At 59.2% G+C, this 14,095-nt stretch carries 13 protein-coding genes; 9 read left to right on the forward strand and 4 right to left on the reverse strand.

What is annotated here, in order from left to right:
• Positions 1-188 precede the first annotated feature (188 nt).
• The 4 genes from ACSZO1_RS18210 to ACSZO1_RS18225 all read right to left on the reverse strand — a co-directional run bounded on the left by ACSZO1_RS18210 (position 189) and on the right by ACSZO1_RS18225 (position 4,097).
• Positions 189-1,229, reverse strand: a complete 1,041-nt coding sequence (locus tag ACSZO1_RS18210) for a malate/lactate/ureidoglycolate dehydrogenase (RefSeq protein WP_437615134.1) — start codon at positions 1,227-1,229, stop codon at positions 189-191.
• Positions 1,230-1,292: 63 nt separating this feature from the next.
• Positions 1,293-2,159, reverse strand: coding sequence for an ABC transporter permease (locus ACSZO1_RS18215; protein WP_437615136.1), 867 nt, complete (start codon positions 2,157-2,159; stop codon positions 1,293-1,295).
• 14 nt (positions 2,160-2,173) lie between these two features.
• The gene (locus ACSZO1_RS18220; protein ID WP_437615156.1) at positions 2,174-3,022 is read right to left on the reverse strand and encodes an ABC transporter ATP-binding protein; all 849 of its coding nucleotides are present in this window, start codon (positions 3,020-3,022) and stop codon (positions 2,174-2,176) included.
• 55 nt (positions 3,023-3,077) lie between these two features.
• Positions 3,078-4,097: an ABC transporter substrate-binding protein gene (locus tag ACSZO1_RS18225; RefSeq protein ID WP_437615138.1), complete on the reverse strand. Its 1,020-nt coding sequence runs from the start codon at positions 4,095-4,097 to the stop codon at positions 3,078-3,080.
• A gap of 426 nt (positions 4,098-4,523) precedes the next feature.
• On the opposite strand from ACSZO1_RS18225, the gene ACSZO1_RS18230 reads away from it, so the two are divergent.
• The 9 genes from ACSZO1_RS18230 (at position 4,524) to fecE (ending at position 13,958) form a co-directional block, all read left to right on the forward strand.
• Positions 4,524-5,537 (forward strand): D-cysteine desulfhydrase, encoded by a 1,014-nt coding sequence (locus ACSZO1_RS18230; protein WP_437615140.1) that lies wholly within the window; start codon positions 4,524-4,526, stop codon positions 5,535-5,537.
• Entirely contained in the window at positions 5,534-6,247 is a 714-nt protein-coding gene (locus ACSZO1_RS18235) for an aspartate/glutamate racemase family protein (RefSeq protein ID WP_437615142.1), read from the forward strand. Before ACSZO1_RS18230 ends, ACSZO1_RS18235 begins: the two co-directional genes overlap by 4 nt.
• A 105-nt stretch (positions 6,248-6,352) precedes the next feature.
• Positions 6,353-6,871, forward strand: coding sequence for a ferric citrate uptake sigma factor FecI (gene fecI / locus ACSZO1_RS18240; RefSeq protein WP_437615144.1), 519 nt, complete (start codon positions 6,353-6,355; stop codon positions 6,869-6,871).
• Positions 6,872-6,875: 4 nt separating this feature from the next.
• Positions 6,876-7,838, forward strand: coding sequence for a ferric citrate uptake sigma factor regulator FecR (gene fecR / locus ACSZO1_RS18245; RefSeq protein ID WP_437615146.1), 963 nt, complete (start codon positions 6,876-6,878; stop codon positions 7,836-7,838).
• A gap of 125 nt (positions 7,839-7,963) precedes the next feature.
• Positions 7,964-10,312, forward strand: a complete 2,349-nt coding sequence (gene fecA / locus ACSZO1_RS18250; protein ID WP_437615158.1) for a TonB-dependent Fe(3+) dicitrate receptor FecA — start codon at positions 7,964-7,966, stop codon at positions 10,310-10,312.
• Between the two features lie 28 nt (positions 10,313-10,340).
• Positions 10,341-11,249 carry a Fe(3+) dicitrate ABC transporter substrate-binding protein FecB gene (locus tag ACSZO1_RS18255; RefSeq protein ID WP_437615148.1) on the forward strand — a complete coding sequence of 303 codons (909 nt, stop codon included), beginning with the start codon at positions 10,341-10,343 and terminating at the stop codon, positions 11,247-11,249.
• Complete coding sequence (gene fecC, locus ACSZO1_RS18260) at positions 11,246-12,235, forward strand: iron-dicitrate ABC transporter permease FecC (protein ID WP_437615150.1); 990 nt, start codon at positions 11,246-11,248, stop codon at positions 12,233-12,235. The genes ACSZO1_RS18255 and fecC overlap by 4 nt, the downstream gene beginning before the upstream one ends.
• The gene (gene fecD / locus ACSZO1_RS18265; RefSeq protein WP_437615152.1) at positions 12,232-13,188 is read left to right on the forward strand and encodes a Fe(3+) dicitrate ABC transporter permease subunit FecD; all 957 of its coding nucleotides are present in this window, start codon (positions 12,232-12,234) and stop codon (positions 13,186-13,188) included. Before fecC ends, fecD begins: the two co-directional genes overlap by 4 nt.
• Positions 13,188-13,958, forward strand: coding sequence for a Fe(3+) dicitrate ABC transporter ATP-binding protein FecE (fecE, locus tag ACSZO1_RS18270; RefSeq protein WP_437615154.1), 771 nt, complete (start codon positions 13,188-13,190; stop codon positions 13,956-13,958). Before fecD ends, fecE begins: the two co-directional genes overlap by 1 nt.
• The last annotated feature ends 137 nt before the right edge of the window (positions 13,959-14,095 follow it).

Consider the following 14,095-nt stretch of genomic DNA (forward strand, 5'->3'; position numbering starts at 1 on the left):
TCCGGCAGCCTTCAGTGGTCTTTGCAGAGTTAAGACAGGCGGCTTAGCGTTGCACTTCGAACTTGAATCCGCCAATCTGTATTCTTATATAAGATTATTATTGTGTTGCTCCGCTAATATAAATAATAAAGATATTACACCGGCGGAGCGAAAATAAGGCTGCCAGGCCCGCTGGCAGCATGAATTGGTCAGAAATGGGATACTTCAGCGCGACTGGCGTTTTCCAGCGCCTGGAACTGACGCCAGCTCACTTCGTCGACGTCAATGCCATCCACCAGCCGTTGTTGCTGGTGACGACGCTCCGCTTCACCGGGCAGCAGCACATCACGATCGCCATGACCTTCACGCGTCCACTGCAACTGGGCGATCAGCTCCTGCTGCCACTCCGGCCCGCCGCCCAGCAGCTCAGGGTTGATAATCAGCGACAGCATACTGTTAACCACGCCTGCGCCTTTGCTTTTCTTCAGTCGTTCACTTTCGCCACCGGTCAGTGCCGCGCCCAGCAGGCTGCACACCAGCGCCAGTCCGGCACCTTTGTGGCCGCCAAACGCCAGCAGTGAGCCGAACGGTTGCTGCACCAGCCAGCGCGGATCTTCGGTGGGATTGCCTTCGTTATCCACCGCACAGCCCGGCGGAATGGTGCGGCCTTCATTCCAGGCAATACGCGCTTTATTGCCGGCGATCATGCTGGTGGCGAAATCGAGCACCAGTGGCGGCTGATCCGTCACCGGAATACCGACGCAGAAAGGGTTGGTGCCAAAGCGTGGCGACAGGCCATTAAACGGCAGCACCACCGGACGCGACGCGACGTTGGCGAAATGAATTGAGATCAGCCCGGCGTCGGCAATCTGCTCGGCAAACGCGCCGATGCGGCCCAGATGATGCGACTGCGCCAGTCCCACCACCGCCACGCCGTACTGGCGTGCGCGTTCAATACCGTGAACCATCGCATCACGTCCCAGCAACTGACCGAAACCACGGTCGCCCTGAAACGATAACAGTGCCCCTTCATCACGCGTCAGGCGCAGGGTGGCCTGCGGGTTCAGCTCACCGACGCGGATTGCCTCGATATAGCGCGGCAGCAGCGTCACGCCGTGTGAGTCGTGGCCTTTCAGTGAAGCCTCGACCAGATTATTCGCCACCACGCTGGCGACCTCCGGTGCAACATTAACCCGTAACAGATGCTGAGAAAGATAGTCACGTAAAAAGGTATGACTGAGAAGTGGCATAATTGAACCTTACAGTAAGCAAACCGGCCCGGACGATGTCGCCGGGCAGAGAGGAGGCCAGAGCTAGCGTTGCATGCCCCAGCGTTTAATCGTCAGACGCTCGATGGTGGCAAACACCAGCGTTTCCACCAGCAGGCCGATCAGGATCACCGACGCCAGCCCGGCAAACACCCGGTCGGTGTACAGTTCATTGCGGTTCTGGAAGATATACCAGCCGAGTCCGCCCTGGCCGCTGGAGGCACCAAACACCAGTTCGGCGGCAATCAGCGTGCGCCATGAGAATGCCCAGCCGATTTTCAGCCCGGCAAGAATCGACGGCAGGGCCGCGGGCACCAGAATGTACCAGACGTAGCGCAGTCCGCTCAGACCGTAGTTGCGTCCGGTCATGCGCAGTGTCTCGCTGACGCCAAGAAAACCGGACCAGGTATTCAGCGCCATCGGCCATAACACGGCGTGAATCAGCACGAAAATCAGGCTGTTAGTACCAAGACCAAACCACAACAGCGCCAGCGGCAGCAGGGCGATAGCGGGCAGCGGATTCAGCATCGCGGTCAGGGTAGAGAGCAGGTCGCGCCCCAGTCGGGTAGAGACCGCCAGCGCGCTGAGCACCAGCGCCAGCAGCGAACCAATCAGATACCCTTTCAGCAGCGTACTGAGTGAGATGACGATTTTCGCCGGCAGCTCGCCGCTGCGCATATCATCGACAAACGCGTGCGCCACCTGAATCAGACCGGGCAGCATCAGATCGTTGTTTTGCCAGCGCGCGCCGGCTTCCCACAACAGCGCCAGCACCACCAGCAGCAGCGTTTTGCGCAGCGGGGTGAAATTCCACAGCCGTTGTGTCCACGGCAGCGGCTGCTCCAGCGGAATATCGCCTAATGGTGCCAGTTCGCGCTGGTATTCCGGGCGCACAGGAGGATGTTGATTCATCATGAAAACCTTTATCAGCTCAGAGAAGAGAGGGGCGCGGTCTGGCTCTGCGGCCGGTGTACCGGCGCAGGTGCTGGCGCGGTAGACGGCGGGAACAGCAGGTCATGAATCCGCCGTGCGGCAGCCTGAAATTCTTCGCCGCCTTCCTCGTCACGGTTGAACTGGTGACTGTTCAGTTCCGCGCGAACCCGCCCTGGATGGGGCGACAGCAGCAGAATGCGGTTGCCAATCAGCAGCGCTTCTTCAATCGAGTGGGTGACAAACAGCAGGGTAAAGCGCACCTCTTCCCACAGCTCCAGCAGCTCCTGCTGCATTTTGCGTCGCGTCAGTGCATCCAGCGCGGCAAAAGGTTCGTCCATTAACAGCACTTTCGGCTTCATCGCCAGGGCGCGGGCAATCGCCACGCGCGCTTTCATGCCGCCTGACAGGGTGTGCGGCCAGGCATCGGCGAAATCTGCCAGTCCGACTTTTTCGAGATAGTGCAGCGCCTGCTCGCGCGCCTCGGCGGCGGAAAGTTTGCCGGTGACGCGCAGCGGAAACTGCACGTTATCCAGTACCGTTTTCCACGGTGGCAGCTGATCAAACTCCTGAAACACCATCATCCGCTCCGGGCCAGGCTGACGCACTGGCTGCTCATCAAGCAGGATCTCGCCACTCAGCGGCGGCAGAAATCCGCCGACGGCTTTCAGCAGGCTCGACTTGCCGCAGCCCGAAGGGCCGAGCAGCACAAAGCGGTCGGCGGGAAACACCTCAAAACTGACGTTATGGGTGGCGCGTACCCGGCGTTCGCGGGTGGCGTATTCCAGACTCAGTTCATTGACGCGCAGCAGCGGCGCGGGCGTGTCTGATGGCTGAAAAGTCATGGTTTTCCTCTTTATCAGTCGGGTGATGCCCGGCGCGAAACCGGGCACAACGGTGTCAGCTACCGGACGCCACATGCGGGTCATCAAAGAAGTAATCCTTCACCGACTCCGGGTTGTGTTTAATCGCACCGACGCGATACAGGAACTGCCCCAGCGACAGGGTGTTGTTCGGTGTGACGGTGAATTTCACTTCCGGGCTTTGCAGAATTTGCAGCAGCAGCTTACGGTCGATCTTCGAGTTATTGACGCGGATAAAGGCATCGGCAGCTTCCTGCGGATGCTGGGCGGTAAACTCTGCCGCCTCGGCAATGGCGTTGACAAAGGCGCGGTAGGTGCGCGGATTTTCCTGACGGAATTTCTCGGTGGTGTACAGCACCACCGGTGTATTGGCACCACCCGCCACGGTGTAGGAGTTCAGCACGATATGCGCGTTGGGGTTGGCGGCCAGCGCCTGTTCCTGGAATGGCGAGTTACTGAAGTGCGCGCTGATTTCTGTGCCGTTGCTGATAATGGCGGCGGTTGCATCGGGATGCGGCAGCGCGACCTGCAGTTTATCGAGGCGGTTATACGCTTTGTCGCCCCACAGTTCTGCCGAGGCTTGCTGCAGGAAACGCGACTGGACGGAAACGCCCACCGCAGGCACGGCGATACGGTCTTTGTCAGTAAAGTCGGCAATGCTCTTTACTTTGGGATTGGTGCTGATCAGGTAATAGGGGAACTGGCCGGTAGCGACCACCGCGCGCACATTCTGCCGATCTCTGGTGCGATCCCACAGGGTAAACAGCGGACCAATACCGCCCCCGGCAATATCCACCGAACCGGAAAGCAGCGCTTCATTAACGGCGGCACCACCGGAGAGTTGCTGGTAATCGACGTGAATATCCAGTCCCTCGGCTTTACCGTGTTTTTCAATTAATTTCTGGACCTGCGCAATATTCAGCAGTAAATAAACAATGCCGAATTGTTGTGCAATACGCAGTTGTCCTTCCGCGCTGGCGGATAAAGGCAGAGTGAGCGCCGCGAGTAACAGACTGGCGCAGGCAAGGGGTTTGGTTTTGCTATTTATTTTTGTCATCAGTGGCCGCCATATAATGGTTATGCGCAAGTCAGGTTCATTCCTGAACGGAAAACAGGTGATGCAAAGGGCATTACCTGGTATCAGATGGTATTAACATACTGCTGTTATTGCGTTTTTTAGCATAGGGAATGGGCGTTAACTGTTAAATACCCTTTCCTTCTAAGTTAGATGATGAGGTTATTTTCGCTATTATCTGCGTCCGGGATATGCGGCAGCGATTTATTTCACTTTGCGCAAAACTAATAAAAGTTAATAAAACAGCTATCCGGCGATTATGTTTATTCTTCATAACCATAGCCGGAAAATGTCGTAAGGCGCAGCGCAATAATTAATATAGTAGCCAGCATATTCACTCAGGCCCGTTACGACATTATGTAAACAGGTTTTACGCTGCGGGTTCACGATTATTTCACAGGAGTTATTATGCATCTGGCGCGTTTTCCTCGTCTCACTTTCGGCCATTTTCCCACCCCACTGGAAGCGCTGACGCAGCTCTCACGTCTGCTGGATGGCCCCAATATCTGGATCAAACGTGATGACTGCACCGGGCTGGCGACCGGTGGTAACAAAACGCGCAAGCTGGAGTTTTTACTCGGCGATGCACAGCACCAGCAGGCGGATATCATCATTACCCAGGGCGCAACGCAGTCTAACCACGTGCGCCAGACGGTCGCTGCGGCGGCAAAGCTCGGGCTGCCAACCCATATTTTCCTTGAACAGCGCGTCACCACGCTCGGCGAAGAGTACCAGCAGTCGGGCAATGTGCTGCTCGATGGCCTGCTGGGCGGCAAGATTATCGCTCATCTGCCGGCTGGCACCGATATGCAGCAGGCGATGGAGCAGCATGCGGAAACGCTGCGTGCGCAGGGGCATAAACCTTACGTGATCCCGGGCGGAGGCTCGAATGCCATCGGTGCGCTGGGGTATGTCGCCTGCGCAGAGGAGCTGCTCTGGCAGTCCAGTCAGCAGCGTCTGCGCATTGATCATATTGTCCATGCTACCGGCAGTGCAGGTACTCAGGCCGGACTGATCTCCGGGCTGAGTGCGACCCACAGCGCCATTCCGCTGCTGGGGATCAGCGTGCGTGCGCCACGCGAGAAACAGGAGCAAAACGTCTGGCGTCTGGCGCAGCAGACCCGCGAACTGCTGGGTGTGCCGGGTGAACTGGCGCGCGATGCGGTGGTGGCGAACAGTGATTACGTGGGTGATGGCTATGGTTTACCGACCAGCGGCATGCTGGAGGCGCTGCAGCTGCTGGCACAGCATGAAGGCATTCTGCTGGACCCGGTTTACTCCGGCAAAGGCTTCGCCGGGCTGATTGATCTGATCCGTCAGGGCCATTTCCGCAAGGGTGAAAATGTGGTGTTTATCCACACTGGCGGTGCTGCCGGGCTGTTTGGCTATCGTCAGGTGATTGCGGATTCGCTGTCCTCATGAGCCAGCCGTTTCTGCTGGGTATTCTTGGCGGTATGGGGCCACTGGCAACCCTTGACCTCATGGCTAAACTGCTGCGCGCTACGCCCGCCAGCCGCGACCAGCAGCAGATCCCGCATGTAGCGTGGAATGTGCCGCAGATTGCCGATCGCCAGGACGCGCTGGCCGGTCGCGGGCCTTCGCCGTTGCCGCAACTGCTGCACGGTGTGGAGCAACTGAACCGGGTTGGCGTCAGCCATATCGTTATCGCCTGCAATACCGCGCATCACTGGTATGACGAACTGGCGCAGCACAGTGCCGCGCCATTACTGCATATCGCCGATGCCACGCTGGCGGCGCTGGAAAGCAAACCGGCGCGTGTCGGGCTGATCGCCACCCAGGGCACACTGGATGCCGGCTGGTTCCAGCAGCGTTTTGCGACGATTGGCAGCACCAGTGTGCTGCCGACGGCGCAGGAGCTGCAGCAGTGGTTTGTGCCGGGTAGCTATGCGGTGAAACGCGGTGAGCTGCGCGCGGGGGGCGAACTGCTGAACCTGCAGGCGCAGGCGCTGCTCGATCGCGGGGCGGAGACGCTGGTGCTGGCCTGCACGGAAGTGCCGCTGGCGCTGGACGCCGTGGCGTCGCCGCTGCTGGCGCAAGCGATTGATCCCACACTGGCGCTGGCGGAACAGTGTGCCCAGTTATGGCTGGCACGGCGTGAGGCACGGATTTAAGCTGCCGCGTGAAGCACAACAGTAAGTAAGAATGGTTATTGTAGTGATAACCATTATCAACTATCATCTCCCCGGTTAATTTTCCGTCTGGTGATGTAACCTGATATGTCGACACTTGCTGCCACTTCCTCTGCGGGTGACTTTGCGCACCTCTACAGCGCGCATCACCGCTGGCTGAAAAACTGGCTGCGCGCAAAACTGGGTTCCGCCAGCGACGCGGAAGATCTGGCGCAGGACACCTTTATTCGCATTCTGGCGGGCGACAGCGCCAGCCAAATCCGCGAACCAAAATCCTTTCTCTGTACTGTGGCCCAGCGGGTGATGGTGGATTTTTTCCGCCGTAATGCGCTGGAGCGGGCGTATCTCGATATGCTGGCATTGCTGCCGGAACAGCATGCGCCTTCACCCGAACAGCGCCACTGCTGGCTGGAAACCCTGCAACAGATTGATGCGATGCTCGATGGTCTCGGCGATAAAATGCGTCAGGCATTTTTGCTGGCGCAGCTGGAAGGGCTGACCTATGCGCAGATCGCTGAACGATTACAGGTGTCGGTCAGTTCGGTGAAAAAGTATATGGCGAAAGCCACTGAACACTGCCTGCTGTTCAGCCTCGAACAGAGCTGATGCCGTGAGTTCCTCCACCCTCAGTGATTACCAGCGTCTGGCGCTAAAGATGGCGGCGCAATGGTTTGCCACGCTTGGTGCGGATGAGGTTACGCCGCAGCAAAATGAGAAGTGGCTGCAGTGGTATCAGCAGCATGAAGATCATCGCTGGGCCTGGCAGCGGGTCGAGGCGTTGCAGGGACAGCTGCAAAGTATGCCGGGCAATTTCGGCTATCAGACGCTGAACCATGCCCATCAGCAGGCGCAACTGACGCGTCGCCGGGTGCTGAAAGGCCTTTGTCTGCTGCTGGGTGTCGGTGGTGGCTGGACATTGTGGCAGTCACCGACCGGGCAGGGGCTGCGTGCCGACAGCCGTACGGCAACGGGTGAGATTAAAACCCTGCGGCTGGAGGATGGTTCGCAGCTGGCGCTGAATACCGCCAGCGCCGCCGATATTCGTTTCTCCGCGCAGCAGCGCCTGATTCGTTTGCATCAGGGGGAAATCAGTATTACCACCGCCCGTGATCCGCGTCCTTTCCTGGTCGAAACCGCGCAGGGCACGCTGCGGGCACTGGGAACCGAGTTTGTGGTGCGTGAACTTGGCGCGGCCACCCAGCTGTCGGTATTGCAGCATGCGGTGGAAATCCGTCTGGCGGCACAACCTGAACGCTTACTGCGTGTGGACGCCGGGCAGGCAGTGCGTTTCAGTGCAGATGATTTTGGCCCGCTGACGCCGGTCGCCGCAGGCAGCAACAGCTGGCTGCGTGGCGTGCTGAGTGTCAGCGATCAGCCGCTGGGCGACGTGATCGCCGAGCTGGCGCGTTATCGTCAGGGACATCTCAGCTGTGATGATGCCGTGGCAAATCTGCGTGTCAGCGGCACTTTCCCGCTCAATGATACTGACCGCGCACTGCGTTTACTGGCACAGACACTGCCGGTGAATGTGCAGACGCTGACCCGCTACTGGGTCAGGGTGGGCGCGGTCTGACAGCCAGTGCGAAAAAAATAATAAAAAATCGCATTTTCATTTGTCCCTTTTTCTTTCTCATCCGACTCCTTCAGTAACACAGCAAAAAACACCATCTTTGGGGAGACGGTATGTCCGGTTTATCTGTGCGCACGCTGCGCGCGTTTAGCAAAACAACACCTCTGGCGCTGGCCATTCACTGTGCATTACTTCCTGCCGCGTTGCTGGCACCAGCAGTCGTGCTGGCCGCCAGTTCGCAGGCGAGCTATCAGATTGCGGCGGGCGATCTCGATCAGGCACTCAATCAGTTTGCTGCCCAGGCGGGGATCAGTCTGTCGGTCGATGCGACACTGACGCGCGGCAAGCACAGCCCGGGATTGCAGGGTCAGTACAGTGCGGAAGCGGGTCTGAATACCCTGCTGAGCGGCAGCGGACTGCGGGCGAAAGCGCTGGGCGACAATACCTTCACCCTGACACCCGCCAGCGAAAACCGTGCGGCGGACGGTGCAACTTTAACCGTGGTCGGCGACTGGCTGGCGGATGCGCGTGAAAACGATGTGTTCGAGCATCCCGGTGCGCGTGACGTGTTGCGCCGCGACGATTTTGTCAAAAACGGTGCCATCACCATGCGTGAAGCGCTGAACCGTATTCCGGGCGTCAATGCACCGGAAAATAACGGCACCGGCAGCCATGATATGGCGATGAACTTTGGTATTCGCGGTCTCAACCCGCGTCTGGCCAGCCGTTCCACGGTGCTGATGGACGGTATCCCGGTGCCATTTGCCCCTTATGGTCAGCCGCAGCTGTCGCTGGCGCCAGTGTCGCTCGGCAATATGGATGCGGTTGACGTGGTGCGTGGCGGCGGTGCGGTGCGTTATGGACCGCAGAGTGTCGGCGGCGTGGTCAACTTTGTTACCCGCGCGATACCGCAGGATTTCGCCATTGAAGCCGGGGGGGAAGGGCTGCTGAGTCCCGGTTCCAACCAGGATCATCCGAAAGGCACCAGCAACCTGCTGGTCGGTGGCACCGCCGATAATGGCTTTGGTGCGGCATTACTTTACTCAGGCACCCGTGGTAGCGACTGGCGCGAGCACAGCTCAACTAAAATCGATGATGTGATGCTGAAAACGCGCTATGCGCCGAACGAGGTACACACCTTTAACAGCCTGCTGCAGTATTACGAAGGTCGCGCAGAGATGGCGGGTGGCCTGTCGCGTGCGGATTATGATGCTGACCGCTTCCAGTCAACCCGGCCGTATGATGAGTTCTGGGGCCGTCGTCAGTTAGCCAGCCTCGGTTATCAGTTCCAGCCGGACCAGCAGCATAAATTCAATATTCAGGGCTTCTACACCTATACCCTGCGCAGCGGCTATCTCGATCAGGGCAAAAACCTGACGCTGTCACCACGCGAATACTGGGTACGCGGTATTGAGCCGCGCTACAGCCAGAGCTTTAACTGGGGCGATTCCGCGCACGAAGTGGGTGTCGGTTACCGTTACGTCAGCGAATCGACCCATGAGCTGCGCTATATCAGCCTCGCCAGCAGCGGTGTGCTGCCTTCGGGTAACAGCGAAGTGGACCGCGATACCCAGTCCGGCACTCAGGCGCACGCTTGGTACATTGATGACCGCATTGATATCGGCAACTGGACCATTACGCCGGGTATGCGTTATGAGCATATCGAGTCGTACCAGAATAACTTTGTCAAAGAGACACAACAGGAGATCAGCTACAACGCGCCGCTGCCGGCACTGAATGTGGTGTATCACCTGACCGATGCCTGGAACCTGTATGCCAACACCGAAGGTTCCTTCGGCGCGGTGCAGTACAGCCAGATTGGTAAAGCAGTGGACAGCCGCAGCATCGAACCGGAAAAAGCCCGTACCTGGGAACTGGGTACGCGCTTTGATAACGGTGATGTGCAGGCGGAAGGCGGGCTGTTCCTGATTAACTTTAACAACCAGTATGACTCTAACCAGACTACCGACGACGTGTACGCGCGCGGTAAAACCCGCCACAGCGGACTGGAGAGCCAGCTGCGTTATGACCTGTCGACACTGTCACCGGCGCTGGACGATGTCTCTGCCTACGCCAGCTATACCTATGTCAACGCGGTGATCCGCGAACAGGGTGATAACTACGGCAATCAGGTGCCATTCTCCTCGAAACACAAAGGTGTGCTGGGACTGGATTACACCCCGGGTAACTGGCGCTTCAACCTGAACAGTGAATACCAGTCCGGCCAGTTTGCCGATAACGCCAACACCCGCGCAGAGAGTGCAGATGGCAGCACCGGACGTATTCCGGGCTTTATGCTGTGGGGCGCGCGCGCAGGCTATGAATTTGGCCCGGAGATGGCACATCTTAACCTCGCGGTAGGCGTGAAGAATATCTTTGACCATCACTACTTCACCCGTTCCTTCGATGACAATAACAAAGGTATTTATGCCGGTCAGCCACGCACGGTGTACCTGCAGGGCTCAGTGAAATTCTGATGCCCGCTGTTTTTTTCCAGGAGCAGGTATGACGTATTTAATGCGAATGGCGCTGGCGATCGGCGCAGTGATGTCTGGTGTGCTCTCCGCACAGGCGGTAACCGTACAGGATCAGCAGGGCAGTTTTACGCTGAACAGCACGCCAGCGCGGGTGGTGGTACTGGAGCTGTCGTTTGTCGATGCGCTGGCTGCGGTGGATGTCAGTCCGGTGGGCGTCGCCGATGACAATGACGTACAGCGCATTCTGCCGGAAGTGCGCCAGCGTATTGCGCCATGGCAGTCGGTCGGCACGCGCTCGCAGCCGAGTCTGGAGGCGATTGCGGCACTGAAACCGGATCTGATTATTGCTGACAGCAGCCGTCACCGTGGCATCTACAGCCAACTGAAAGTGATTGCGCCGACTTTGCTGCTGCAGTCACGCAATGAAACCTATGCGGAGAACCTGCAGTCAGCCGCGATTATTGGCAAGGTGCTGGGTAAAGATGCGCAGATGCAGCAGCGTCTGCAACTGCATCATCAGCGGATGCAGGACTTCGCGCGTCAGCTGCCGCAGGGCGTAAAGGTGGTGTTTGGCACCTCACGCGAACAGCAGTTTAATCTGCATACTCGCGACTCCTATACCGGCAGTGTGTTAACCGCGCTGGGGCTGGAGGTGCCTGCGCCAGTCGGTCAGCAGGCACTGGCGAATATCAGTCTGGAGCAGTTGCTGGCGATCAATCCGCAGTGGCTGCTGGTGGCGCACTATCGTGACGAAAGTATTGTGCGTCAGTGGCAGCAGGACCCGCTGTGGCAGGTGCTGCAGGCGGCGCAACAGCAGCAGATCGCGTCAGTCGACAGCAACACCTGGGCGCGGATGCGCGGACTGGCGGCGGCAGAGAAAATTGGTGCTGAGCTGGTGGCGATTATGCATAAGCAGGCAACCCACGCAGCGCCATGAGAAGAGGTGTCTGGCGCTGGCTCGCGCCACTTTTGCTGCTGGCGATCAGCTTCTGGCTGACGCTGTTTTGTCGCGCCGCGGTGCCCACCGGGGCGCTGGAAGCGCTGCACGCCTTACTGCCCGGCAAACCCGCCACGCTGGCGCAGACGCTGGTGTGGAATTTACGCCTGCCACGCAGTCTGGTCGCTATGTTGCTGGGGGCAAGCCTGGCGCTGGCGGGCTGCCTGTTGCAGACGCTGACGCGTAACCCGCTGGCATCGCCGTCACTGTTTGGCATCAATGCGGGTGCTTCGCTGGCGATGGTGCTGACTAGCGCGCTCAGTCCGGCACTGTTCTCCGGCTACAGCATCGCGCTGGTAGCGGCCATCGGCGGCGGTATCAGCTGGGGCGCGGTAATGCTGCTCGGTGGTGGCTGGCAGCTGGCGGGGGATCGCAGCCGTCTGATCCTCGCCGGGGTGGCGGTGTCGGCACTCTGTGTGGCGCTGACCAAAGCGACGCTGATTCTGTCGGAAGATCACGCCTACGGTATTCTCAACTGGCTGGCCGGTGGCGTGGCACATGTGCGCTGGCCGGAATTCTGGCATCTGTTGCCGTTCCCGCTGCTGATTGCGCCGCTCTGCCTGCTGCTCGCCAGCCGCCTTAATTTGTTGCAGGTCAGTGATGAGAGCGCACACAGCCTTGGCGTCAATCTGCCGCGCCTGCGCCTGCTGATCAATTTGCTGGTTCTGCTGCTGGTCGGCGCCTGTGTCAGTGTCGCCGGTCCGGTGGCGTTTATTGGTCTGCTGGTTCCGCATATGGCGCGTGCCTGGGCAGGGTATGACCTGCGCCGTATGCTGCCGGTCAGCATGCTGTTTGGCGCTTCACTGATGCTGCTGGCCGATCTGCTGGCGCGGGTGCTCGCCTGGCCGGGTGAACTGCCCGCCGGGGTGGTGCTGGCGCTGACTGGCGCACCGTGCTTTGTCTGGCTGGTGCGGAGGTATCTGTGAAAACCGTTCGTTTGACTCTGCTGCTGGCACTGCTGCTGATAGCCTTTGCTTTATCGTTACGTTATGGCGTACAGACCCTGGAGCTGCCGCAGATGTGGCGCGCGCTGCAGCCGGATGACAGCCAGCATTTTGCCCTGATCAACTATCGTCTGCCGCGTGCGCTGCTGGCGATGCTGGTGGGCGCGGCGCTGGCACTGTCCGGCGTGCTGGTACAGGGGGTGATCCGCAATCCGCTGGCATCGCCGGATATTCTCGGCGTTAACCACGCTGCCGGACTGGCGGCGGTGTGCGCGCTGATGCTGTTTCCGGCACTGGCGGTATGGTGGCTGCCGCCACTGGCGTTTACCGGCGGTGCGCTGGCGTTTGTACTGCTGCATCTGCTGTGCGGGCGTTCACCGCCATTACGGCTGGCGCTGATGGGCGTGGCGCTGACCGCGCTGTATGCCAGTCTGACCGACTATCTGATGCTGTCGCATCCGCTGGAAATCAACAATGCCATGCTGTGGCTGACCGGCAGCCTGTGGGGGCGCGGCTGGGATTTTGTCCAGGTTGTGGCACCTGCACTGGTGCTGCTGATGCCGCTCAGTCTGCTGTTCTGTCGCGATCTCGATGTGATGGCGCTGGGCGATGACAGTGCGTCAACGCTGGGTATTGCTGTGCGACGCGTACAGTTGCAGGTACTGCTGCTGGCGACGGCACTGGCGGCGGTGGCGGTTGCCTGCTGCGGGCCGATTGGTTTTATTGGCCTCGTCGCGCCGCACCTGACGCGTAAGCTGGTGGGCGGACGCCATCGCCTGCTGATCCCGGCGGCAATGCTGACCGGGGCACTGATCCTGCTGCTGGCCGATGTGCTGGCGCGTACGCTGCATCCGCCGCTGGAGCTGCCTGCCGGGGTGCTGACCGCGGTGACTGGTGCTCCTTACTTTTTCTGGCTACTGATGAGAAACCGCTGATGACGCCACTTTTCACTGACAACCTGTATGCCGGTTATGGCGCGAAAACGGTGCTGAACGGCGTCTCTCTGCAGATCCCCGCCGGGAAAATCACTGCACTGATTGGTCCTAATGGCTGCGGAAAATCGACGCTGTTAAAGTGCTTTTCCCGTCTGATTACGCCATCTTCCGGTGAGATTCGCCTCGGTGAACAGGCAATCAGCCGGTTCTCCAGCCGTCAGCTGGCGCGACAGCTGGCCCTGCTGCCGCAACAGCATCTGGCACCGGAAGGCATTGTGGTGCGCGAACTGGTGGGCTATGGCCGTAATCCGTGGCTGAATCTGTGGGGCAAACTGAGCCAGCATGATCAGCAGAAAGTGCAGCAGGCGATGGCCGATGCGCAGGTTACGGAACTGGCGGATACACGCGTGACTGAACTCTCCGGCGGCCAGCGGCAGCGCGCTTTTCTGGCGATGGTACTGGCGCAGGATACGCCATTATTGCTGCTCGATGAGCCAACCACTTACCTCGATATCAACCATCAGGTCGAGCTGATGGCGCTGCTGCACCGGCAGAATCAGCAGGGCAAAACGCTGGTGGCGGTACTGCACGATCTGAATCAGGCCAGCCGCTACTGTGACTGGCTGGTGATGATGACGCAGGGCAGGGTGGTGGCGCAGGGCACACCCGAACAGGTGATGACACCTGAGCGGCTGGCGCAGGTGTTTGGTGTGGATGCGCAGATTCATGCCGATCCGATCTGCGGGCGGCCGATGTGCGTGGTGAAGTGAGCTGTCGCATCACCGCATAAGCCGCGGATGATGCTTTGTGAACCGCTTCACGATTCCATACTAAGGAAGGTGCGATTTAATCGGTGGGGTTCAGTGGAGTCCTTAGCTGTATTAGCCTTACCTTAGCTGAGCTGTAT

It is taken from the genome of Erwinia sp. V71 (genome assembly GCF_965644245.1).
Taxonomy (GTDB): domain Bacteria; phylum Pseudomonadota; class Gammaproteobacteria; order Enterobacterales; family Enterobacteriaceae; genus Erwinia.

What these genes read in the sequence shown, in the direction of transcription:
- ACSZO1_RS18255 (WP_437615148.1), top strand. Translation starts at nt 10,341, where the DNA reads ATGACGTATTTAATGCGAATGGCGCTGGCGATCGGCGCAGTGATGTCT.
- ACSZO1_RS18235 (WP_437615142.1), top strand. Translation starts at nt 5,534, where the DNA reads ATGAGCCAGCCGTTTCTGCTGGGTATTCTTGGCGGTATGGGGCCACTG.
- ACSZO1_RS18210 (WP_437615134.1), bottom strand. Translation starts at nt 1,229, where the DNA reads ATGCCACTTCTCAGTCATACCTTTTTACGTGACTATCTTTCTCAGCAT.
- ACSZO1_RS18215 (WP_437615136.1), bottom strand. Translation starts at nt 2,159, where the DNA reads ATGAATCAACATCCTCCTGTGCGCCCGGAATACCAGCGCGAACTGGCA.
- fecE (WP_437615154.1), top strand. Translation starts at nt 13,188, where the DNA reads ATGACGCCACTTTTCACTGACAACCTGTATGCCGGTTATGGCGCGAAA.
- fecC (WP_437615150.1), top strand. Translation starts at nt 11,246, where the DNA reads ATGAGAAGAGGTGTCTGGCGCTGGCTCGCGCCACTTTTGCTGCTGGCG.
- ACSZO1_RS18230 (WP_437615140.1), top strand. Translation starts at nt 4,524, where the DNA reads ATGCATCTGGCGCGTTTTCCTCGTCTCACTTTCGGCCATTTTCCCACC.
- ACSZO1_RS18220 (WP_437615156.1), bottom strand. Translation starts at nt 3,022, where the DNA reads ATGACTTTTCAGCCATCAGACACGCCCGCGCCGCTGCTGCGCGTCAAT.
- ACSZO1_RS18225 (WP_437615138.1), bottom strand. Translation starts at nt 4,097, where the DNA reads ATGACAAAAATAAATAGCAAAACCAAACCCCTTGCCTGCGCCAGTCTG.
- fecI (WP_437615144.1), top strand. Translation starts at nt 6,353, where the DNA reads ATGTCGACACTTGCTGCCACTTCCTCTGCGGGTGACTTTGCGCACCTC.